A 19,401-nucleotide genomic window follows, 5' to 3' on the forward strand; every position below is an offset into this window, starting at 1 on the left:
AGAGGACGATGAGCAACAGGATATCGACCATCATTACCGTCTTTGAACGATCGCCCGACCGCGGTCGGGGACTGGCGCGGGACATGCCGGTTCGCTGGGCGCTCGAAGAAGTGGGAGAGCCTTACGAGGTCCGCCTTGTGTCGTTCGAAGCGATGAAGGAGCCCGCACATCGCGCGCGTCAGCCCTTCGGGCAAATCCCGACCTATGAGCGAGGCGATCTCGTTCTCTTCGAGTCGGGGGCGATCGTGTTTCATATCGCAGAGCATTACCGGCGCCTGCTCCCGGATGACCCAAACGCCCGTGCCCGCGCGATCGCCTGGATGTTCTCTGCGCTTAACACGGTGGAACCGCCGATCATCAACCGCGGCATCCACGAGCCCTGGTACGAGCAGCGCCGTCCGCTCGTTGAAGAAGCCATCCGCGATCGACTGGGTGCCCTGTCCGCTCGCCTTGGCGATGCCGACTGGCTCGAAGGCGCATTCAGTGCCGGCGACCTGATGATGGTGTCGGTGCTGCGCAGGTTGCACGCATCGGGCATTCTGAACGAATATCCGAATCTCCACGCCTATGTCAGGCGCGGTGAAGCGCGGCCTGCCTTCAAGCGTGCTTTCGACGGGCAGTTGGCGGTTTTCACTGCCGCGTCGGGCGGCTGATCGCGATTTGCCGAAAGGCTGGCTGTCGTCGCAGGTTCGCCCGCTCAGTTAATTGAGCGCTCCGAACGATTTTGAGCTGGCGCTGCCTGTCAGAGCGTGCTGTCGGCTGTGCCTGCCGATTAGTTTTATGTCCACGCCCCGATCAGCATGCGCATGAAATGCTCGGCAGCGGGCGACAGCGTTCCTCCCCGGCGGCGGACAACGCCGATAGTGCGCGAGATTTCGGGGTTTCGGATCGGACGTGTGATCAGGAAGGGATGCTCTCCCTGCGGAGTTGCCATTTTCGGCAGCACGGAAATCCCGAGCCCTGCCTCCACCAGACCGAGCGATGTGGACAGATGGGTCACTTCGTAAAACCAGTTGAGCTTGATGTTCGATCTGGCCAGAGCAGCGTCGAGCAATGTCCTGTTTGCGCTGGAGCGATGAACCGTGATCAGCGGGTAGGGTTCAAGATCCTGCCAGCGGACCTCTTTCTTTTCCGCTAGCGGATGGTCGCGCTTGGCTGCCAGGACAAATGGATCCTCGGCCAGCCTCTCGAAGACAAGATCGCTATCAGAGCTTCCCATGATATTGATCCCGAATTCGACCTCGCCGCGTGCCACCGCCTGCAGTGCGTCAGTCGCGGTCAGATCGAGAATCCGAAGCCGAATATTCGGATATTCCTGGTTGAACTGGCGAATGACGGACGGCAGGAAATAAAAGGCTGCCGTCGGCAGGCATGCAATTGTTACCAGGCCTCCACGCTTGGTTCCCAGTTCCCGCATCGAAAACAGCGAACCGTCGAACTCTTCGAGCATACGCTGCACCAGAGGCACGAGCTCGGTTCCGAGAGCTGTGGCCGCGACATGGCGCGTCGTTCTTTCCAGCAGAGGCGCGCCGATTGCCTGCTCCAGCTTCTGGATGCGCCGGCTCAGCGCCGGTTGCGACATGTTCAGCTGATCGGCCGCGCGATGAAAGCCCTGCAGTTCGACCACGGCAAGGAAGGCTCTAAGGTCAAGGATTTCGCAATTGATGTTCATTCTGTATCAATGCCCTCGATTTTAGCATTTCACATATCAATCATTAATTCCATAATAGCAATAACAAGGCTGATTGATACGCCAATCACATTATACGGCGAGAAAAACGCATGAATGATTTGCTCTCCATACCGTGCGTGCTGATGCGGGGCGGCACCTCGAAGGGCCCGTTCTTTCTGGCGTCGGACCTGCCTAAGGACCCGGCCGAGCGGGATCAGGTGCTTTTGTCGGTGATGGGTTCTGGGCACCCGCTTCAGATCGATGGTATCGGAGGGGGAAATCCGGTCACTAGCAAAGTTGCCATTTGCGGCCCGGGAACGGTGCCTGGCGCCGACGTGGATTATCTGTTTGCGCAGGTTCGCGTCGACAGGCAGATCGTCGATACCTCACCCAATTGTGGGAATATGCTGGCGGCTGTTGGGCCGTTCGCAATAGAGGCGGGGCTTGTGCCGGTCACCGGAGAGACCACTCTCGTCAAAATCTTCAACGTCAATACCGGCAAGATGATTGAAGCCGAGGTTCCGACACCGAACGGCGCGGTAGCCTATCTCGGCGACGCGAAGATCGATGGCGTACCCGGTCAGGCCGCTCCGATCGCGCTTACGTTCAAGGATGCGGCAGGTGCTCGAACGGGCCAGCTCTTCCCGAGCGGCAAATCGATAGAGACGATAGACGGCATCGACGTGACCTGTATCGATTGCGCGATGCCGATGCTCCTGATCGAGGCCGCCTCGCTTGGTGTGACGGGATACGAGAGCGCTGCTGAACTGAACGGCAATCATTCGCTGATCGAGCGGCTGGAAGATCTTCGTATCCTTGCCGGCGAGAAAATGGGAATGGGCGACGTTCGCAGTCAAGTCACTCCGAAACCGGTCCTCATCTCTCCCGCCAGACAAGGCGGCGCATTGAACGTTCGCTATTTCATGCCGAATGAATGCCATCCGTCACTGGCGACAACAGGCGCTGTCGGGATTGCAACGGCCTGCGTGAGCGAAAACACTGTGGCATCCCGCCTTATTGGCGTTCAAACACCGCCCATCGTGCTTTCCATTGAACATCCGAGCGGCCATCTGGACGTGAAGCTGCAGTTGCGAGATGGAAAGCTCGTCGCCGGAATTCTTCGCACGGCACGCCGGCTGTTCGAAGGCCATGTCTTTGCGAAACCCGCCAAAGCGCTGGTTTGTGCAGCATAATCAATCAACCTATGGTGCCGGGAGGGTGCCAAAATGGAGGAGATCGAATGAAAAAGCTTATTCTCGCACTCGCTGCGGCGGTCGCGCTATCCGGAACGGCTTTCGCGGAACCTGTGCGCATCAGCGTTGGTTCCTACAACCTCAACAACCTGCCTTTCCCGGTCGCGCAGGGGTTGGGTCTTTATGAGAAAGAGGGCCTGGAGGTCACCGTCGAAAACTTCGCGTCGGGCGGATCGAAGACCCTGCAGGCGCTGGTCGCCGGCTCGACGGATGTTGCTGTCGGCTTTTACGACCATACGATTCAGATGCAGTCTCAGAACAAGCATGTTGTCGCCTTCGTGGAGCTCGGACGCAATTCCGGGCTGGTGCTGGCCGGCGGCAAAGAAGCGAAATTCGACCCGAAAAATCCGGAGACCATTAGGGGCGCCAAGATCGGGATCACCGCTCCGGGATCGTCCTCGGACTTCTTCATTCGCTACTATCTTCAGCGGCATAAGCTGTCGGCGAACGACGTTTCGATCATCGGCGTCGGATCGGGCGCCGCAGCAGTGGCAGCGCTTCAGCAGGGCAAGATCGATCTGCTCGTGAATTACGATCCTGCGGCAACGTTTGTGGTCGAGAAGGGTGTCGGAAAGATCCTGATCGATGCTCGCAACGACGATGGCGCTAAGGAAATCTATGGTGGCATCTATCCGACATCGGTGCTCTACGCCACCCAGGACTACATTTCCAAAAATCCGGAGACCATTCAGAAGGTCACCAATGCAACGGTAAAAGCGCTTCAATGGATGAAGACGCACAGCGCCGCAGAGATCGTCGAGAAGCTCCCGCCTGAATTCATTTCGGGCGACAAGGAGACATATATCAAGGCAGTTGAAAACGCCCGGCAGATCTTTTCCACGGATGGGCTGCTGGACGAACAAGATATCAAGACGCCTCTCGATGTCCTGACGTCGTTCAACGACAAGGTCAAGGCTGCCAAGATCGACCTTTCCAAGACCTATACCAACGAATTTGTAGCTAAGGTGCCGGCGACGGCATCGAACTGAGGGAGGTTAAGATGTCCGTGACAGCCTTAAAGCCGGCAGCACAGACACCGCATGCGGCGGCGTCACCCAAAGCGATGGTGGCAATCGAAAATGTCACCATGGCCTTTGGCTCCTTCGTCGCGGTCCAGGATGTGAATCTGGCGGTGGCCGATGGCGAATTCGTCGCTATCGTCGGGCCGACGGGCTGTGGCAAAAGTACGATCCTGAATGCGATCGCAGGTCTTTTGAAGCCGGCAAAGGGCTCGGTCTCCATCGATGGCAGCGTAGTCTCCGGCATCCAGAATAATATCGGCTATCTGTTTCAGCAGGATGCTCTGCTTCCCTGGAAAACCGCGATCGAAAATGTGGAACTGGGGCCGATGTTCCAAGGCGTCCGCGCGGGCGAGCGCCGGGAGCGAGCCCTTAAATGGCTCGCGAAGGTCGGGCTTAAGGGCTTCGAGGACCGCTATCCGCACCAGCTTTCGGGCGGCCAGCGTAAGCGTGTGCAAATGGCGCAGGCGCTGATAACCGGGCCGAAGGTTATCCTCATGGACGAACCTTTCTCCGCGCTCGACATTCATACCCGGCATTTGATGCAGAATGAGCTGCTTCGGCTATGGCAGGAAGAGCAGCGGGCAGTGGTTCTGATTACCCATGATCTTGAGGAAGCGATTGCTCTGGGGGATCGCGTTGTGGTTCTGGCCTCGGGTCCCCGGTCGCGTGTCATCGACAGTTTCCCTGTCGATCTGGAGCGGCCTCGCGATGTCGCGGAGATCAAGCTCGATCCCCGCTTTACCGAACTCTATCGCAATATCTGGTCTTCCCTGCGCGGTGAAGTGGAGAAAAGCTATGAACGCCATGACTGAGAGACTTACCCAACTGGCATTGCTGCTGGTCATTGTCGGCGGTTGGGAGATCGGCGTGAACCTGGGCGTGGTCGATGTCTTCTTCTTTCCCTCGCCTGTCGATATTCTGAAACAGGTATTCACATGGGTCACAGATCCAGGCTTCTTCAAGCATGTGACCATTACCCTGACAGAAACGGTGCTCGGCTACGTCATTGGCACGGCACTTGGCGTTGCTGCAGGCGTGTGGCTCGGATTGTCACGCTCCGCTGCCCGAATCCTCGATCCGTTCATCAAAGGCCTGAACGCCATTCCGCGTGTGGTCCTTGCCCCGATCTTTGTCCTGTGGCTCGGCTTGGGCCTGTGGTCCAAGGTGGCCCTTGCCGTCACGCTCGTGTTCTTCGTAACCTTCTTCAACGCGATGCAGGGCGTGCGGGAAGTCAATCCCGTGGTGCTGTCCAATGCCCGCATTCTCGGCGCGAAGAAATCCGAACTGCTGCGCCATGTCTATTTCCCGGCTGCGGCGAGCTGGATTCTTTCATCGCTTCGGACATCCGTCGGTTTTGCGGTTGTTGGTGCCATCATCGGTGAATATCTGGGTGCATCGGCCGGTCTCGGTTACCTGATCGCGCAGGCTGAAGGGAACTTCGATGCCGTCGGCGTTTTTGCGGGGATCTTCATCCTGGCAGTGTTCGTCCTGCTGATCGATCTCGTCCTGGATTTCGTCGAGGCTCGTCTGATCAAATGGCGTCCCCGCGCGGCAGAACGTACCACCTGATTGCGCAAAGATAGTCGGAGCGTTCACGCATTTCTTCGAATTGCGTGAACGCTCTTTGGTTCTATGCGCATCCGGCCGGAAAGCCGGTGCGCATTTTTTCTGGAATTGCTTTAACGCTCAAATGGCTCGCCGAGGGAGGCGACACCGTTAAGCTTGAGCAGGCGGCGGTCGGCCGAGATAATGCCGAGGACGATGATCGTCACGAGATAAGGAAGGCACGCCAGGAGTTGTGAGGGGACGGCAAATCCTGTCGCCTGGGCGGCAAGCCCCATAAGCGATACCGCACCAAACAGGCAGGCGCCCAGGAAGATCCTCCCCGTCAGCCAGGTTCCGAATACGACGAGAGCAATGGCAATCCAGCCACGCCCGGCGATCATGCCGTCCGCCCAGAGCGGTGTATAGATCGTGGAGGCATAAGCGCCGGCGAAGCCTGCCATCATGCCGCCGAATGCAACCGCGGCGAAACGGATCGCAATAATGGGATAGCCGATCGCATGCGCGGCTTTCGGGTTTTCACCGACCGCGCGCAGCACCAGGCCAACCTTGCCGTAGGCAAACAGCGCCCATATGGCGATCGTCACGACAAGCGAGATCCAGACGACGATATCCTGGTTGAAGAGGCCACCGATAACCGGGATGTCCGACAGCCCGGGGATCGCGATCTTTGGCAGCGTCGTGATGGTCAGGCTCTCATAGCTCTTGCCGAACAGCGCCGAGAGGCCCTGGCCGAAAATCCCGAGAGCAAGGCCGGCCGCAACCTGGTTCGCGTTGAGACCCAGGATGATCCCGGCAAAGATCATCGAAAGGAGAGCGCTTCCGAGACCCGCGGCGAGGAAGGCGAGAAAATGGCCGCCGCCGTGATAAACGACGATGAAGGCGATGGCTGCGCCAAGCGCCATCAGCCCCTCGACACCGAGGTTGAGGACACCGGCACGCTCTGCGACAAGCTCGCCCAGGGCTGCCAGCAGAAACGGCGTTGCGGCTGCCAGCATGCCCGCAAGAATGAACTCGACAGCACTCATGATGTGCTCCGTGCGGATGTGGGGCGCCATACGATACGATAGCGCACGAAGGCCATGGCGATCAGATAGATGAGGAGCAGGCTGCCCTGGAATACGCGGACCGCAGCAATCGGCAGATTGGCGGAAACCATAGCATTGTCGCCGCCGATATAGAGCGCTGCCATGACGATCGAGGAAATGACGATGCCGATGGGATTGAGACCGCCGAGGTAAGCGACGATGATTGCGGCGTAGCCATATCCGGTCGAGATCGAACGCTGCAGCTGGCCAAGCGGGCCGGCAACTTCGGCAGCACCGGCAAGACCGGCCGCCGCTCCGCCAATGATCAGCGAGAGCCAGATTGCCCAACTCTCCTTGAAGCCGGCATAGCTCGCCGCGCGGGGCGCCAGTCCGCCGACCTGCAATTTATAGCCGGCGAAGCTCTTCTGCATGAAGATCCACGCGGCAATCGACAGAGCAAGGGCAAACACGAACGAAACATTGACCCGCGTTCCCTCAAATAGGATTGGCACCATGGCATCGTATTGGAACATGACCGACTGCGGGAAGTTGAAGCCGTTCGGATCTTTCCATGGCCCGAGAAGCAGATAATTGAGCAATTGCGCGGCGACGAAGCTCAGCATCAGCGAGACGAGGATCTCGTTGGCATTGAGCCTGACACGCCAGAAGGCGGTGAGAGACGCCCAGAGCGCGCCGCCGAGGGTGCCGAGCAACAGCATCGCCGGCCAAATCCATTGGCCCGTTGCCTGCGGCATCCAGATGGGTATGGCGGAGGCGAAGATTGCCCCGAGAATGAACTGGCCCTCGGCACCGATGTTGAAAATCTTCGTTCGAAAGCCGATCGCGAGACCCTGTGCGATCAGAAGTAGCGGACCGGTCTTCAGCAATACCTCTGAGAATGATGCCCACGAGACGAACGGCTCGATCAGCATGGCGTAGATCACCGCCGCCGGGTCGCGGCCCATCGCAATGTAGAGGCCAAGATTGAGGGCGATTGTCACGACGAGGGCAATCGGCGGCGCGAGCAATTTCGCAGTCAGCGAGGCTCGTTCCCGTCGAACCAGGGTGGGCAGGACGGCGGAGAAGGAACTGCTCATGCGGGCGCTTTCTCGCGTTGGGGCTGTACGCCGATCATGTATCGACCGATCTCTTCCGGGTGGGTGTCGCGCGTGACGAGCGGCGGGCTCAACCTGCCGTGATAAAGGACCTGGATAAAATCGCTGAGTTCGAACAGCTCCTCGAGTTCTTCCGATATGACGAGAATGGCCATGCCCTGATTGCGCAGCTCAATCAGCCGCTTGCGAATGGCGGAGGCCGCGCCCACATCGACGCCCCAGGTTGGTTGCGCGAGAAACAGCAGTTTCGGCGCCAGCATGATTTCGCGCCCGACAATGAACTTCTGCAGGTTTCCGCCGGAAAGCGAGCCTGCTTCCGCATCCGGGCCGGGCGTGCGCACGTCGTAGTTCCGGATGCATTCGTTTGCGAAGTCGGTCGCCTTGCCGCTGTCGAGGAGGCCATGTTTCACGAGCCTCAAGGGATGAGCCGTTAGCAGACCATTGAGCGTCAGCGACATTTCGGGGACGGCGCCGTGCCCCAGCCGGTCTTCCGGGACAAAGGCAAAGCCGAGTTTTCGACGGCGCGCCGCATCGAGACTACCCACGTCGTGCCCCATCATGAAGATCTGGTCGCGCTTGTCCCGCGGCAGGGTCGTTTCCCCCGAAATCAGGGCTGCCAGTTCCTTTTGTCCATTGCCGGAAATGCCGGCAATGCCCAGAATCTCGCCGCTGCGCACCGTCAGGCTGATGGTGGAGAGCGACATGCCAAAAGGATCGTCGGGTCGGTAATCGAGGCCAATGAGTTCCAGGCGCTTTTCGCCTTCGGCCATAGGCAATGCAGGGATTGCTTCCGGCATGTCGCGGCCGATCATCATGCGGGCGAGATCATGGCCGTCATGCTCGCGCGGATCCACATGCCCGGTCACATGTCCGGCGCGCAGGATGGTGGCGCGGTCACACAGGGACTGGATCTCCTCCAGCTTGTGCGAGATGAAGAGGATCGAGACGCCGCCGTCTCGCAGCCGGCGCAGCGTCTCGAACAGCTTACCTACGGCCTGCGGCGGCAGCACCGATGTCGGCTCGTCGAGGATCAGCAGCTTCGGATCGGTCATTAGGCATCGGATGATTTCCACCCGCTGCCGCTCGCCAACAGACAGTTCGTGCACGTGGGCGAGCGGATCGACTTCGAGACCGAATTCATCCCCCAATGTGCGGATGCGCCGCGCAAGTTCGGCCCTGCGGCCAGCCACGATCAAGCGAATGTTCTCAACGACCGTCAGGTTCTCGAACAGCGAGAAATGCTGAAAGACCATCCCGATGCCGGTACGCCTCGCCTCCGCAGGGGAGGCAAGGCTGAGAGGCTGCCCATGCCAGGCGATAGTCCCTTCGTCCGGTTGTTCGACGCCGTAGATTAGCTTCATCAGGGTCGATTTGCCGGCGCCGTTTTCTCCGAGGATGGCATGGATCGAGCCCTTGGCCACGTCCAGGTCGATATGCTTGTTAGCATGGACCTGGCCGTAGCTTTTGGAGATGCCGCGCAGCGACAGCAGCGGAATGGTCATGACGTGATTACTTCGGCAAAGGCGTCTTCACACCTTTGACATGCCAGTCCATCGCGACGATCTGGGCATCCGTCAATGTCGCGCCCGAAGCCGCTCCCTCGCTGCCGTCGGCCTTGGCGATCGGGCCGGTAAACGGCGAGAAGCTGCCGCTTGCGATCTTGCCTTCGGTTTCTTTGATCTTCGCCATGGTATCGGCCGGGATTGCCGTGCTCCAGTCGACGACCTGGACGACCTTCTCCGCGACGCCGAGAAACGCGTTGGCGCCTTTGAACGTGCCAGCGAGATGGGCATCGACCGATGCCTTGAAGAACGGCGACCAATCCGTGGACACGCAGCCGAGGTAGGTTTTCGGCGCATATTTCTTCATCGAGGAGTTCAGGTTGAAGGCGTAGACACCGGCTTCCTCGCAGGCCGATATGACCGAGGGCGTATCCTGCGCGTTCGAGAAGATCACGTCGCAGCCTTGCGAGATCAAGGCCTTGGCCGCTTCCTGTTCCTTGGCCGGATCGAACCAGGAGTTGACCCAGACGACCGATACTTCGATGTCGGGCTTCACCGCTTGCGCGCCGAGCGTGAAGGCGTTTACCGACGTGATCAGCTCAGGAATGGCGAAGGCGGAGACCGAACCGAGCTTGCCCGTCTTGGAGACAGCCGCTGCCGCCATGCCAAGCAGGTAAGTTCCTTGAAAATACTTGGCGGCGAATGGGGAGAAATTCGGCGCGACCTGGAAGCCGGAGGCATGCAGGACGCTGACCTTCGGATTGCGGCGGGCAACCTGAAGCGCGCCGTTCTGATAGCCGAACGAGCCGGCGATCAGGAAATGGTTTCCATCGGCGACCGTCTTGTTCATGATGCGGTCCGCATCCGGACCTTCGGCGATGTTTTCGATCACCGTCACCTTGACCTTGTCGCCATAGGCGGCCTTGATCGGATCAAGGCCCGCGGCCAGCGCATGGCCCCAGCCGACATCGCCGATCGGTGAGGGCACGACGAGCGTGATGCCGAGCGGTTCGTTTGCGGCAAAGGCAGAGCGGCCGGTAAAGGCCGTTGCGAGGCCTGCGACAGCCGCGCTTTTCATCAATGTTCTGCGGGTCAGATTCTTCTGCATCCCAGTTCCCCTTTTGGTTTTTCAGAATTCCACTGTTGCAAGTGCGGCCTCGGCCGCGGCAAACAGCGCAGCCTCGTCCAGTCCGGTAAATTCACCGCCCTGCCAGACGATGCGTCCGTTGATCATGGTCAGATCGGTCGGCATGCCGATGCCGACCTTGGCAATCAGGCTTAGCGGGTCATGCCGAGTCCCGACATAGTCCATCCGTCGGGTATCGATCGCGAAGAGGTCGGCTGCCATGCCCGGGGCGAGACGGCCGATATCGGTGCGCCCGAGCAGGCTTGCGCCTCCGCTTGTCGCATAGCGCAGAAAATCGAGCGGGGCAGGGACCGAGTGCTGACGCGTCGAGGCCGTCAGGCACTGCAGCATGTAGGCGGAATGGATGCAGTGCATGAGGTTCGAGTTGTCGTTCGATGCGGCTCCATCGCAGCCGAGGCCGATGCGCAGGCCGAAAGCCTGCATCGCCGGGATATCGGTCACTTCGGCGCCGACAAGATAGACCGGCTCCGGGCAATGGGAGACGCCGGTGCCGCTCGCTGCCATCTTGCGCAACTCGTCGTGTGTCAGCTCCCAGCAATGGGCGTAGAAGGTGTCGGGGCCGGCAAAACCCAATTCAGCGCAGTAGTCGACCGTGCGCATGCCATGCCGCGCCTCGATGACAGGGCTTTCGCCCTCCCCGACATGGGTATGCAGCTGCACGCCGCGATCGCGCGCGAGCGCAACCGACTCGACGAAGGTTTCGCGGTAGCAATTGACCGGCTGGCAAGGTGCGACCACCATCTGGCGCATGCTGAAGGGGCCGGCATCGTGATAGCTGTCGATCAGCCGCGCGCAATCAGCGATGAATTCATCCGTGGTTTCGAGCATGGCATCCGGGATCGTCGACCCCTCGGACTTCGGCAGGGTGTTGCCGCCGCGGCCTGCGTGAAAGCGCATTCCGAGCAATTCCGCCGCTTCGAACTGGCGATCGATCAGGCGTTTTCCCGCATGGCGGGGAAAGCAATATTGATGGTCGAAGGCGGTGGTGCATCCGTGCTTGATCATCTCGGCCATGGCGGTGACCGAGGAATGATAGAAACAGTCCTCCGTCAGCCGCGAGAAGATCGGATAGATGCGGTCGAGCCATTCGATGACGGAAAGTTTCGTCCAGTCGAGGTCGGCCCGGTTGCGCACGAAGCACTGAAAGAAATGGTGATGGGTGTTGACGAGCCCCGGATAGACAAACCAGCCGGATGCGTCCTGGACGATCGTGCCCTCAGGCAGGGCATTCAGCGACAGGTCCTCGCCGATCGACTGGATCGCCGGACCCTTGGTAAGCAGGTCGACGTTTCGGCGTACGCTCGGTCCCTTGCCCTCATCGACGATCACAGCGGCGCAATTTTTCAGGAGGTAGCCGGTCATTTCATCACGCCTCCCCCGCCGGGTGCGGATCGGGTTTCAGCTCGTGCAGGCGGTGAATGCCGGGCATTTCGATGAAACCGGGCAGGCTGCGGATGGCGCGCATCCAGAGCCGGATCAACGGGTAGGGGTCAAGCGAGATGCCGCCGTCGGGCGCAAGCGCGACATAGGGGAAGCAGGCGATATCGGCGATCGTTGCCTTGCTTCCTGCGAGGAATTGCATGCCGCGCTCGCCCTGCTCGAAGAGCCCAGCTTCGAGTTCGCGCAGGGCAGTAATCCCCTGAGCCTGTAGAAGCTTAATGTCACCCGGTCGCAGGAGCATTTCGTGGAGCCGCGCGCCACCAAGATTGGCTGTCAGGCGATGGGAGAAGGAGAGCCATTGCTCCACGCGCGCCGTCCCCTGCGGCGAAGCCTGCCCCAGCCATTCCGGCGCAGAATTGGCAGCGAGATAGGCAAGCATGGCGGAGGATTCGGTGAGCACAAGATCGCCATCTTCGAGGATCGGGATGGAGCCTGCCGGATTGAGCGCCAGAAGCTCCGGCCCGCGATGCTCCGCGCCGGGATGGAAGTCGACGGGCCGGATGTCGAGCTTGATGCCGAGGATCGCGGCCATCAGCCGGATCTTGTAGCAACTCGGCGATAAGATGTAGTCATAGAGTTTCATTGTGCGACCAACTGTGCGCCGTAGGTATAGTTATGGCGCTTGAGCCATCGCCGGTAGGCGACCGAGGTGAGGTCGGCCCTTGTCGGAATTTCCATGCCGGGATCGAGCGGAAGAAGCGCGGGTATCTGGTTTTCGAGGATCGAGCGGTCCTGCAGGAAGATCGTCTGCTGAAAGTGGATGAGGTCCGTCATCGGCGTTTCATCATCGAAGAGCGCCATCCACGGCCATACGTCGCAGAGGTCTTCGGCAAGAGGCTGGACGAACAAGGTTATGACGTCCCATTCGCTGGGGCGCGGAGGGCATGTCTTGTAGAGGACGGAACAGGTCGGGGCTGGCACGCGGTACATGTATTCGGTGGTAATGCCGCCGGTCGCGGATTTTGCAGCCTGCGGCTGGTAGAATTTTACTTGCGTTGCCCAGACTTCATCGACACCCTCGCGGATCTCGACCTTATAGTTTTCGACTTCCGTATGCGGTTCCGCACCGAGGATGTCGGTGTGGACAAAGGGAAAATGCGCGATGTCGAGAAAGTTCTCTACGGCGCGAAGCGGCGAGCAGCGCACACGGACCACGCCGACATCGACGAAGCGCCGGCCCGGCTGATCAGCCTCCGGAATGGCGAAAAGCTCCTTCTCCGGGCTCCCGAGGGAAGACCAGACATGGCCATACCGCACCCGGATGGGGAGGGCTCTTCCCTCGGCAGTTATCACCTGCGCATTGCCATGCCGATCGCGCGCGACCTCGATCGCCTCGCCCATTAGCCAGGTCTTGCTTCCCTTCTCGCTGAGTTGGCTGAAGAGGCCGACAGGATACCATTCATCCATCATGGCGCCGCCTTTCATTCCGCGATCTCCCTATGGCGCTCTTCCGCCGCACGGCGGATGGATTCAACAATCCGAGACGCCGCAATGCGGTCTACCGGGCTGCGATCCCTGTCGATCATGAGAAGTAGGAGCGCATGCTTTTCCTGTGGCGCCAGAAGCAACCCGATCCAGGGAAATTCCGGCAGGCGGATCAGTCCCCTCGCATCGATCTTCGCCCCTGCCGCAGCCTCGATTGCCGCGACATCCCCTTCCACGCTCACAGAGCGCAACGGGACAAGTTCGTCGAGCTGCGGAGGCTGCGTTGCCGGCTGTCCGATGGCTGCCCATAAGATGCCGCCCGCTTCTTCGATTTGCTGGACGGCGACACGAATGGTTTCCGGGGGAACCAGATCGGGATGGGCGGGAATGCGAATACATCCGCCTGACACCGAATAGCTCCAACCGTGATAGATGCAGGACAGCGCTTCGCCGCGGACGAAACCATGCGACAATTTCATTCCGCGATGCGGACAGCGATCGGAAGACGCAGTTGCGCGGCCCGACTGACTGCGCCATAGGGCAATCGGGCCAACCGATGTCCAGGCCGGTATGACGGTTCCTGGCGGCAGATCAGAGGAAAGGGCGACTGGCGCCCAGGATCCGGCCCCATCAAATGGCATGGTCTCAACTCTCTAATTTCACCAATGGCTTAGCGCCGCTGGTCATAGGCAGGCACTGATGCCTGCATCCCCGTAGCGTTCAAAGATTTTGCATAAATAATTCGCATTGGCAACAATGATTAAATAAAAGGCAATAGATCAGGAATTTCTAAGATGCGATGGCTGCGGGTCATTCATGACCCTGCGCTGAATCTCGTCTACCCAGACGTCGATCGGACCGAGTGAGCAGCCCATCTCCAGCATGTCGATTAGTTCCACAGGCCCGGTGACCTCAAATTCGATCCGGTCTGCATCGGAATGGAAAAACGTCTGCGAAAGCCCGAGCTTGTTGGCGTGACGCTGGATCCAGGGGACGAACGAGGCTGCGTTAAGGTCGCCCAGTATCGTCATGCGCTCCCGAAATTCACCTTGCGGCACGTGCATTCGCCAATGATCCTTGCCTCGCATCAAGATGACAGAATAACCGCTTCGTGGGTTTGCGAAAGGGGTCATCTTACAAAGCAATGCTCCGCCGCCCCTGTGGACAGCGGAGCATGGGGCCATGTCAATTCTTGACTGTATCTTCCAGGAAGAAGCGGCCGAGCGGGTTTTGATGGAAGTTATCGACGTTCTTGCGCGCGACGTTGATGTAGGGGCTGTAGTAAAGGTCGATCCAGTTGACGTCGTCCTTCGCCATCTTCTGCAGATCGACATACATCTCTTCGCGCTTCTTGGGATCGAGCTCCAGGCGGGCCTTGGCAACCAGCTCCTTCACGGCCTCATTCTTGTAGTTGGTTGAATAGTTGTTGTTGGAATCGTGACCGAGCACGAAGGTCGTCTTCTGGTCCGGATCAAGGATATCGTTGGTCCAGTAGTTGACTGAGATGTCGTAATCACCCGCAACGGTCATGTCCCATTCCTGGCTCGGATCGACCTTCTGCAGGTTGGCGGTAATGCCGGCCTTGGCAAGCTGTTGCTGCACCAGGACGGCCGTCTGCTCATCCACTTCATCGCCGGCGCGAATGAGGTACTTTACAGTGAGATTGGAGACGCCGGCTGCCGAAAGCATCTGCTTGGCCTTCTCCGGATCGTAGGGGCGTTGCGGATTATCCGCATAGTAATACAAGGCGCCTTTGGGGATATAGGAGTTTGCAACCGTGCCCTGATGGAAGGTAACGGCGTCGACGATCGCCTTCTTGTCGATCGCCATGTCGAGGGCCTGGCGGACTTCCTTCTTGCCGAGGTCGCCATGGGCATGGTTGATCAGCAGGTGATCCTCACGCGTGGACGGATCGATCAGCACGTTGAGGTTCGGGTCCTTTTTCAGTTCTTCCACGCGCGAGAACGGAACGAAAATGGCGGTATCGAGCTGGCCGGCCTGCACGTTCAGCATCCGGGTGTTGTCGTCCGGTACCGAAATCCATTCGACGCCATCGAGCTTCACGCGGTCGGCCTGCCAGAAGTTCGGGTTCTTCTTCAGGATGATGCGATCGCCGCGGCGCCATTCCTCGACGGAAAAGGCGCCGGAGGCGATCGGCTTTTCCGCATAGGCATCAGCGCCTAAGGATTGCATGCCGGCCTTCGAGATGACCGAGGCATTCGGAAGCGCAAGCGTCGACAGGAAGGGTGCCGATGCGTGCTTGAGCTTGATCGTCAGCGTGTGCGGATCAGTCGCGACGGCGGTGTCGATCACTTTATAGGAATCGCTCCAGAGTGACGCCGGATCGTCGCGGATGCGCAGAAGGCTGAAGGCCGCATCATCAGCCGTCAGCGGCGAGCCATCGGAAAATTTCGCATCGCGGATCTTGAAGACATATGTCAAACCGTCGTCCGAGGTCGTCCAGCTTTCCGCGAGACCCGGCTCCAGCTTCGTGCCCGTCTTGTCGACGCGCACCAGCACGTCGTAGACGTTGGAGAACACCCAGTTGTCGATATTCTGCGCCGTCTTGATCGGATCGAACGTCGTCGAATCCTCACGGCGGCCGATGGTCAGCACGCCGGCCGCTTCTGCATAGCTCGCGCTCAGCGTCAGGCCGGCGAGAATGGCGGCAAGCCCGATTGTCTTCCACTTGTTGGTCATGAATTTGTTCCCTTCGTTGTTATCGCATGCGTTTGGCTGATTGGGTCTGCCCTGCCTGTGCCGCATCGCGTTCGCCATGCAAGGGCCTGTCCGGATCGATATCGGGAATGGCTGCAATGAGCGCCGCGGTATAGGCATGTTTCGGGTGGGAGAAGATTTCCTGCGAGCGGCCTTCCTCGACGATCTCGCCGCGATACATCACGACGGTCCGCTCACAGAGATTGCGCACGATGGCGAGGTCGTGGGCAATGAAGATCAAGGTCAGGTTCATCCTGCGCGTCAGTTCACGGAAGAGATCGATGATTTGCGCCTGGATGGTGACATCGAGGGCAGCCACGCATTCGTCGGCGATGATAAGCTTCGGGTTGACCGCAAGCGCCCTTGCAATGCCGGCGCGCTGGCATTGGCCGCCGCTCATGCTGCGCGGCTTGCGATCGGCGAATTCGCGCTCCAGCCCGACGAGATCGAGCAATTCGCCTATGCGTGCGGGGATCTCAGCCTTTGCGACCTTGCCCTGGACTTTCAGCACCTCGGCAAGCGTCTGGCCGATCGTCAGGCGCGGGTTGAGTGCGTTGAACGGGTCTTGGAAGACCATGGCGGTTTCGCGCCGGAGCCTTGCGAGGCCGGCGCTCTTCTGCTGGGTCAGATTGATACCATCGAAAGTGACATGGCCGGAGGAAATCGAGGTAAGGCCGAGAATTGCACGGGCAAGCGTGCTCTTGCCGCTGCCGGATTCGCCGACGATGCCGATGGTTTCGCCCGGCATGACCTGCAGGCTGACGCCGGAAACGGCGCTGACCGTCTTTGCGCCGCTGCCCATTAAGAAACCGCCGCCGACTCTGAAGTCGACACGCAAGTCATCGATTTCGAGCAGCGGCTTGGTTGACCTCTCCGGCCTTGTTGGTTCCAGCTGCGTCACCGCCGCTTCGTCAGGCAGGGAAGGGTGGCTGTTGATCAGATCGATCGTATAGGGATTCTCAGGCCGGCTGAGGATCGTCCTTTTGGAGCCCTGTTCAAGCAGCCGGCCGCTGCGCATGACGGCGATCCTGTCGCAGGTCTGGGCGACGATGCCGAGATCGTGGGTGATGAGGATGATCGAAAGCCCGCGCTTGTCGCGAATGTCGATCAGCAGCCGCAGGATCTGCGCCTGGATGGTGACGTCGAGCGCCGTCGTCGGCTCGTCAGCGATCAGGATCTTCGGATTGCAGGAGAGTGCGACGCCGATCATGGCACGCTGCCGCATTCCGCCGGAAAACTCGTGCGGATAGCTGTCATACTGCCTTTTGGGATCAGGAAAGCCGACCTGCTCAAGGATCTCGGTTGCGGCTGCGCGCGCCTCGCGCGTTTTGAGCCCCTGATGGTAGCGGATGCCTTCGGCGATCTGGTCGCCGATGCGCATGATAGGATCGAGATGGCTCGTCGGATTCTGGAAGATCATGCCGATCTCGCCGCCACGCACCTTAAGCATCTCGGCGTCACTGATTTCTGTGAGCTCTCGCCGTTCGAGGCGAATGGAGCCGCTTTCGATCTTCAGAAGCGACGACGGCAGCAGCCGCACCAGCGAGCGGCACAAGAGGCTCTTGCCCGAGCCGCTCTCGCCGACAAGACCGAGAATTTCGCCCTTGCCGAGATCGAGCGAAACGCGGTCGATCAGCGTGCGGGCACCGTCGTTCAGGCGGGCCTTGACCACGAGGTCTCGAATGGAGAGCAGGGAGCCGCTCATTCATGCACCCCCAGCAGCTCGCCGAGTGCGTCGCCCAGCATGCTGAAGCCGAAGGCGAGGCAGACGATGGACAGGCCGGGAAACAGCGTGATCCACCAGGCCGTGGTGATGAAGCTTTGGCCTTCCGCCACCATGACACCCCATTCGGCAAGTGGCGGCTGAACCCCGAGGCCGAGATAGCTGACGGCCGCGCCGCTCAGGAGCACCAGAACGGCATCCGACATGGAAAAGACGATCGAGCCGGCAATGGCGTTCGGCAGCAGGTGGCGGAACATGATCCTAGGCCGGCTGAAGCCTAGACTGACGGCAGCAACGGCATAGTCGCTGCCCCTCAGCACCAGCATCTGCGCGCGGATGAGGCGGGCATAGGAGACCCAGCCGACCAGGGCCATGGCAATATAGAAGCTGCTCAGCCCTGGTCCCAGAATGGCGATGATCGACAGCATTAGCACGAGGAAGGGGAAGGCGAGGATGATATCGACGATGCGCATGAAGAGCGCATCGACAATGCCGCCGAAAAAGCCGGCGATGGTGCCGACCGTCGTGCCGATCAGAAACGGGAAGAGCACGCCGATGACGGCGATCTGCAGATCGATGCGCGTACCCCAGATGACGCGCGAAAGAATGTCTCGTCCGAAATTGTCGGTGCCGAACGGATGCAGGAACGACGGCGCCTGCAGGCGCATGTCGGCATTCTGGAAGATTGGGTCATAGGGCGCGACAAGTGGCGCTGAAATCGCCAGAAGGAGGAAGAACAGAAGGATGCCGCCGCCGAGCGTCAGCGTCAGGTGTTTCCCAAAAAACCTGTTCCAGCCGGGGGAAGTGGTCGCCGCCGTGTCGATGCTCATAGCTTCACCCGCGGATCGACGGCGACTGTGACGATATCGGCGAAGAAATTGACCAGCACCGTGGCGCAGGCAAACACCATCGCAACACCCTGAACGACCATGTAGTCGCGCGAGAAGATGGCACGCACCAGCAGTTGCCCCATGCCGGGCAGGGCAAAGACGCTTTCGACGACGACCGTGCCGCCGATTAGCCAGCCGATGTTGACCGCAAGCAGGTTGATTGATGGCACCAGCGAGTTCGGCACGACATGGCGCCAGAAGACGATGCGCTCCGGCATGCCGCGCGCACGGGCGGCGGTCGCCACATCCGATTTCAGCGATTCGATCATGGCTGCCCGCAGGCTGCGGGTCAGCACAGTCGAGAGCGACAGCGCAACCGTCAGGGCCGGCAGGATGAGATGGGCGATCTTCTCGCCGATCGTCGAGCCGTAGCCCGAGACCGGCAGGACGCCGAGCTGGACGCTGAAGAGGATGATCATCATCAGCCCCAGCCAAAAGGGCGGAAAGCCGATGCCGAAGGTCGAGACGACGCGCACGATATGATCCGGTGCGCGACCGACATTGCGTGCGGCAATCGCCGACATCGGCACTGCAATCAGGATCGACAGGATGACGCTCGAGACGACCAGTGCGATTGTCGGCTCGATCCGGGTCGAAATCAGCGGCAGCACGTCGATCTTATAGAGGATCGATTTGCCCATCTCGCCATTGCCGAGGTTTTTGATGAAATAGAAATATTGCAGCCACATCGGCTGATCGAGGCCATATTGCGCGCGAATGCTGGCAAGTGCGGCCGGCGTGGCGCGTGTGCCGAGGATATTGCGCGCGGGATCGCCGGGAATGAGGCGGACCAGAACGAAGGTGATGACGCTGATGCCGAAGAGGACGGGCAGGAATTGCAGCGGCCGTGTCAGTACGAATCTATAGCGATGCATGGCGGCGATCGCCCCCTTGTCGTCGGTG

At 59.9% G+C, this 19,401-nt stretch carries 19 protein-coding genes; 5 read left to right on the plus strand and 14 right to left on the minus strand.

Annotation, left to right across the window (positions count from 1 at the left end; all coding sequences use genetic code 11):
• Nucleotides 1-20 precede the first annotated feature (20 nt).
• Complete coding sequence (locus tag FHT73_RS12515; protein WP_112414525.1) at nucleotides 21-653, plus strand: glutathione S-transferase family protein; 633 nt, start codon at nucleotides 21-23, stop codon at nucleotides 651-653.
• 125 nt (nucleotides 654-778) lie between these two features.
• Here FHT73_RS12515 and FHT73_RS12520 read toward each other — a convergent pair whose 3' ends face one another.
• The gene (locus FHT73_RS12520; protein WP_112414451.1) at nucleotides 779-1,672 is read right to left on the minus strand and encodes a LysR family transcriptional regulator; all 894 of its coding nucleotides are present in this window, start codon (nucleotides 1,670-1,672) and stop codon (nucleotides 779-781) included.
• Between the two features lie 110 nt (nucleotides 1,673-1,782).
• On the opposite strand from FHT73_RS12520, the gene FHT73_RS12525 reads away from it, so the two are divergent.
• The 4 genes from FHT73_RS12525 to FHT73_RS12540 are packed head-to-tail and all read left to right on the plus strand — an operon-like array spanning nucleotide 1,783 to nucleotide 5,516.
• Nucleotides 1,783-2,865, plus strand: a complete 1,083-nt coding sequence (locus tag FHT73_RS12525) for a 4-oxalomesaconate tautomerase (protein ID WP_183711969.1) — start codon at nucleotides 1,783-1,785, stop codon at nucleotides 2,863-2,865.
• A 47-nt stretch (nucleotides 2,866-2,912) separates the two neighbouring features.
• Nucleotides 2,913-3,914, plus strand: coding sequence for an ABC transporter substrate-binding protein (locus FHT73_RS12530; RefSeq protein ID WP_183711971.1), 1,002 nt, complete (start codon nucleotides 2,913-2,915; stop codon nucleotides 3,912-3,914).
• Between the two features lie 11 nt (nucleotides 3,915-3,925).
• Nucleotides 3,926-4,759 carry an ABC transporter ATP-binding protein gene (locus FHT73_RS12535; protein ID WP_183711973.1) on the plus strand — a complete coding sequence of 278 codons (834 nt, stop codon included), beginning with the start codon at nucleotides 3,926-3,928 and terminating at the stop codon, nucleotides 4,757-4,759.
• Nucleotides 4,743-5,516, plus strand: a complete 774-nt coding sequence (locus FHT73_RS12540) for an ABC transporter permease (protein WP_183711975.1) — start codon at nucleotides 4,743-4,745, stop codon at nucleotides 5,514-5,516. The genes FHT73_RS12535 and FHT73_RS12540 overlap by 17 nt, the downstream gene beginning before the upstream one ends.
• A 110-nt stretch (nucleotides 5,517-5,626) precedes the next feature.
• On the opposite strand, the gene FHT73_RS12545 is transcribed toward FHT73_RS12540, so the two are convergent.
• The 13 genes from FHT73_RS12545 to FHT73_RS12605 all read right to left on the minus strand — a co-directional run bounded on the left by FHT73_RS12545 (nucleotide 5,627) and on the right by FHT73_RS12605 (nucleotide 19,373).
• The gene (locus tag FHT73_RS12545) at nucleotides 5,627-6,538 is read right to left on the minus strand and encodes an ABC transporter permease (RefSeq protein WP_183711977.1); all 912 of its coding nucleotides are present in this window, start codon (nucleotides 6,536-6,538) and stop codon (nucleotides 5,627-5,629) included.
• Complete coding sequence (locus FHT73_RS12550) at nucleotides 6,535-7,635, minus strand: ABC transporter permease (RefSeq protein ID WP_183711979.1); 1,101 nt, start codon at nucleotides 7,633-7,635, stop codon at nucleotides 6,535-6,537. Before FHT73_RS12550 ends, FHT73_RS12545 begins: the two co-directional genes overlap by 4 nt.
• Nucleotides 7,632-9,155 (minus strand): ABC transporter ATP-binding protein, encoded by a 1,524-nt coding sequence (locus tag FHT73_RS12555; protein WP_183711981.1) that lies wholly within the window; start codon nucleotides 9,153-9,155, stop codon nucleotides 7,632-7,634. Before FHT73_RS12555 ends, FHT73_RS12550 begins: the two co-directional genes overlap by 4 nt.
• Before the next feature lie 7 nt (nucleotides 9,156-9,162).
• A complete protein-coding gene (locus FHT73_RS12560; protein ID WP_183711983.1) occupies nucleotides 9,163-10,263 on the minus strand; it encodes a BMP family ABC transporter substrate-binding protein in 1,101 nt (366 codons plus the stop codon).
• A 21-nt stretch (nucleotides 10,264-10,284) separates the two neighbouring features.
• Nucleotides 10,285-11,664: an amidohydrolase gene (locus FHT73_RS12565; RefSeq protein WP_183711985.1), complete on the minus strand. Its 1,380-nt coding sequence runs from the start codon at nucleotides 11,662-11,664 to the stop codon at nucleotides 10,285-10,287.
• A 4-nt stretch (nucleotides 11,665-11,668) separates the two neighbouring features.
• Nucleotides 11,669-12,325: a glutathione S-transferase family protein gene (locus FHT73_RS12570; protein WP_183711987.1), complete on the minus strand. Its 657-nt coding sequence runs from the start codon at nucleotides 12,323-12,325 to the stop codon at nucleotides 11,669-11,671.
• Entirely contained in the window at nucleotides 12,322-13,167 is an 846-nt protein-coding gene (locus FHT73_RS12575) for an aromatic ring-hydroxylating dioxygenase subunit alpha (RefSeq protein ID WP_183711990.1), read from the minus strand. Before FHT73_RS12575 ends, FHT73_RS12570 begins: the two co-directional genes overlap by 4 nt.
• The gene (locus tag FHT73_RS12580; RefSeq protein ID WP_183711998.1) at nucleotides 13,164-13,808 is read right to left on the minus strand and encodes a Rieske 2Fe-2S domain-containing protein; all 645 of its coding nucleotides are present in this window, start codon (nucleotides 13,806-13,808) and stop codon (nucleotides 13,164-13,166) included. The genes FHT73_RS12575 and FHT73_RS12580 overlap by 4 nt, the downstream gene beginning before the upstream one ends.
• Nucleotides 13,809-13,946: 138 nt before the next feature.
• Complete coding sequence (locus tag FHT73_RS12585) at nucleotides 13,947-14,231, minus strand: acylphosphatase (protein WP_183712000.1); 285 nt, start codon at nucleotides 14,229-14,231, stop codon at nucleotides 13,947-13,949.
• Between the two features lie 121 nt (nucleotides 14,232-14,352).
• Nucleotides 14,353-15,867 (minus strand): ABC transporter substrate-binding protein, encoded by a 1,515-nt coding sequence (locus FHT73_RS12590; protein WP_183712002.1) that lies wholly within the window; start codon nucleotides 15,865-15,867, stop codon nucleotides 14,353-14,355.
• A gap of 19 nt (nucleotides 15,868-15,886) precedes the next feature.
• A complete protein-coding gene (locus tag FHT73_RS12595) occupies nucleotides 15,887-17,590 on the minus strand; it encodes an ABC transporter ATP-binding protein (protein ID WP_183712004.1) in 1,704 nt (567 codons plus the stop codon).
• Entirely contained in the window at nucleotides 17,587-18,438 is an 852-nt protein-coding gene (locus FHT73_RS12600; protein ID WP_183712006.1) for an ABC transporter permease, read from the minus strand. Before FHT73_RS12600 ends, FHT73_RS12595 begins: the two co-directional genes overlap by 4 nt.
• The gene (locus FHT73_RS12605; RefSeq protein WP_183712008.1) at nucleotides 18,435-19,373 is read right to left on the minus strand and encodes an ABC transporter permease; all 939 of its coding nucleotides are present in this window, start codon (nucleotides 19,371-19,373) and stop codon (nucleotides 18,435-18,437) included. The genes FHT73_RS12600 and FHT73_RS12605 overlap by 4 nt, the downstream gene beginning before the upstream one ends.
• Nucleotides 19,374-19,401: the final 28 nt, after the last annotated feature.

This window comes from Rhizobium sp. BK098, from assembly GCF_014193155.1.
In the GTDB taxonomy this organism is placed as follows: domain Bacteria; phylum Pseudomonadota; class Alphaproteobacteria; order Rhizobiales; family Rhizobiaceae; genus Rhizobium.

What these genes read in the sequence shown, in the direction of transcription:
- FHT73_RS12585 (WP_183712000.1), bottom strand. Translation starts at nt 14,231, where the DNA reads ATGCACGTGCCGCAAGGTGAATTTCGGGAGCGCATGACGATACTGGGC.
- FHT73_RS12530 (WP_183711971.1), top strand. Translation starts at nt 2,913, where the DNA reads ATGAAAAAGCTTATTCTCGCACTCGCTGCGGCGGTCGCGCTATCCGGA.
- FHT73_RS12575 (WP_183711990.1), bottom strand. Translation starts at nt 13,167, where the DNA reads ATGAAAGGCGGCGCCATGATGGATGAATGGTATCCTGTCGGCCTCTTC.
- FHT73_RS12600 (WP_183712006.1), bottom strand. Translation starts at nt 18,438, where the DNA reads ATGAGCATCGACACGGCGGCGACCACTTCCCCCGGCTGGAACAGGTTT.
- FHT73_RS12605 (WP_183712008.1), bottom strand. Translation starts at nt 19,373, where the DNA reads ATGCATCGCTATAGATTCGTACTGACACGGCCGCTGCAATTCCTGCCC.
- FHT73_RS12595 (WP_183712004.1), bottom strand. Translation starts at nt 17,590, where the DNA reads ATGAGCGGCTCCCTGCTCTCCATTCGAGACCTCGTGGTCAAGGCCCGC.
- FHT73_RS12550 (WP_183711979.1), bottom strand. Translation starts at nt 7,635, where the DNA reads ATGAGCAGTTCCTTCTCCGCCGTCCTGCCCACCCTGGTTCGACGGGAA.
- FHT73_RS12545 (WP_183711977.1), bottom strand. Translation starts at nt 6,538, where the DNA reads ATGAGTGCTGTCGAGTTCATTCTTGCGGGCATGCTGGCAGCCGCAACG.
- FHT73_RS12590 (WP_183712002.1), bottom strand. Translation starts at nt 15,867, where the DNA reads ATGACCAACAAGTGGAAGACAATCGGGCTTGCCGCCATTCTCGCCGGC.
- FHT73_RS12535 (WP_183711973.1), top strand. Translation starts at nt 3,926, where the DNA reads ATGTCCGTGACAGCCTTAAAGCCGGCAGCACAGACACCGCATGCGGCG.
- FHT73_RS12560 (WP_183711983.1), bottom strand. Translation starts at nt 10,263, where the DNA reads ATGCAGAAGAATCTGACCCGCAGAACATTGATGAAAAGCGCGGCTGTC.
- FHT73_RS12520 (WP_112414451.1), bottom strand. Translation starts at nt 1,672, where the DNA reads ATGAACATCAATTGCGAAATCCTTGACCTTAGAGCCTTCCTTGCCGTG.
- FHT73_RS12525 (WP_183711969.1), top strand. Translation starts at nt 1,783, where the DNA reads ATGAATGATTTGCTCTCCATACCGTGCGTGCTGATGCGGGGCGGCACC.
- FHT73_RS12570 (WP_183711987.1), bottom strand. Translation starts at nt 12,325, where the DNA reads ATGAAACTCTATGACTACATCTTATCGCCGAGTTGCTACAAGATCCGG.
- FHT73_RS12540 (WP_183711975.1), top strand. Translation starts at nt 4,743, where the DNA reads ATGAACGCCATGACTGAGAGACTTACCCAACTGGCATTGCTGCTGGTC.
- FHT73_RS12565 (WP_183711985.1), bottom strand. Translation starts at nt 11,664, where the DNA reads ATGACCGGCTACCTCCTGAAAAATTGCGCCGCTGTGATCGTCGATGAG.
- FHT73_RS12555 (WP_183711981.1), bottom strand. Translation starts at nt 9,155, where the DNA reads ATGACCATTCCGCTGCTGTCGCTGCGCGGCATCTCCAAAAGCTACGGC.
- FHT73_RS12580 (WP_183711998.1), bottom strand. Translation starts at nt 13,808, where the DNA reads ATGCCATTTGATGGGGCCGGATCCTGGGCGCCAGTCGCCCTTTCCTCT.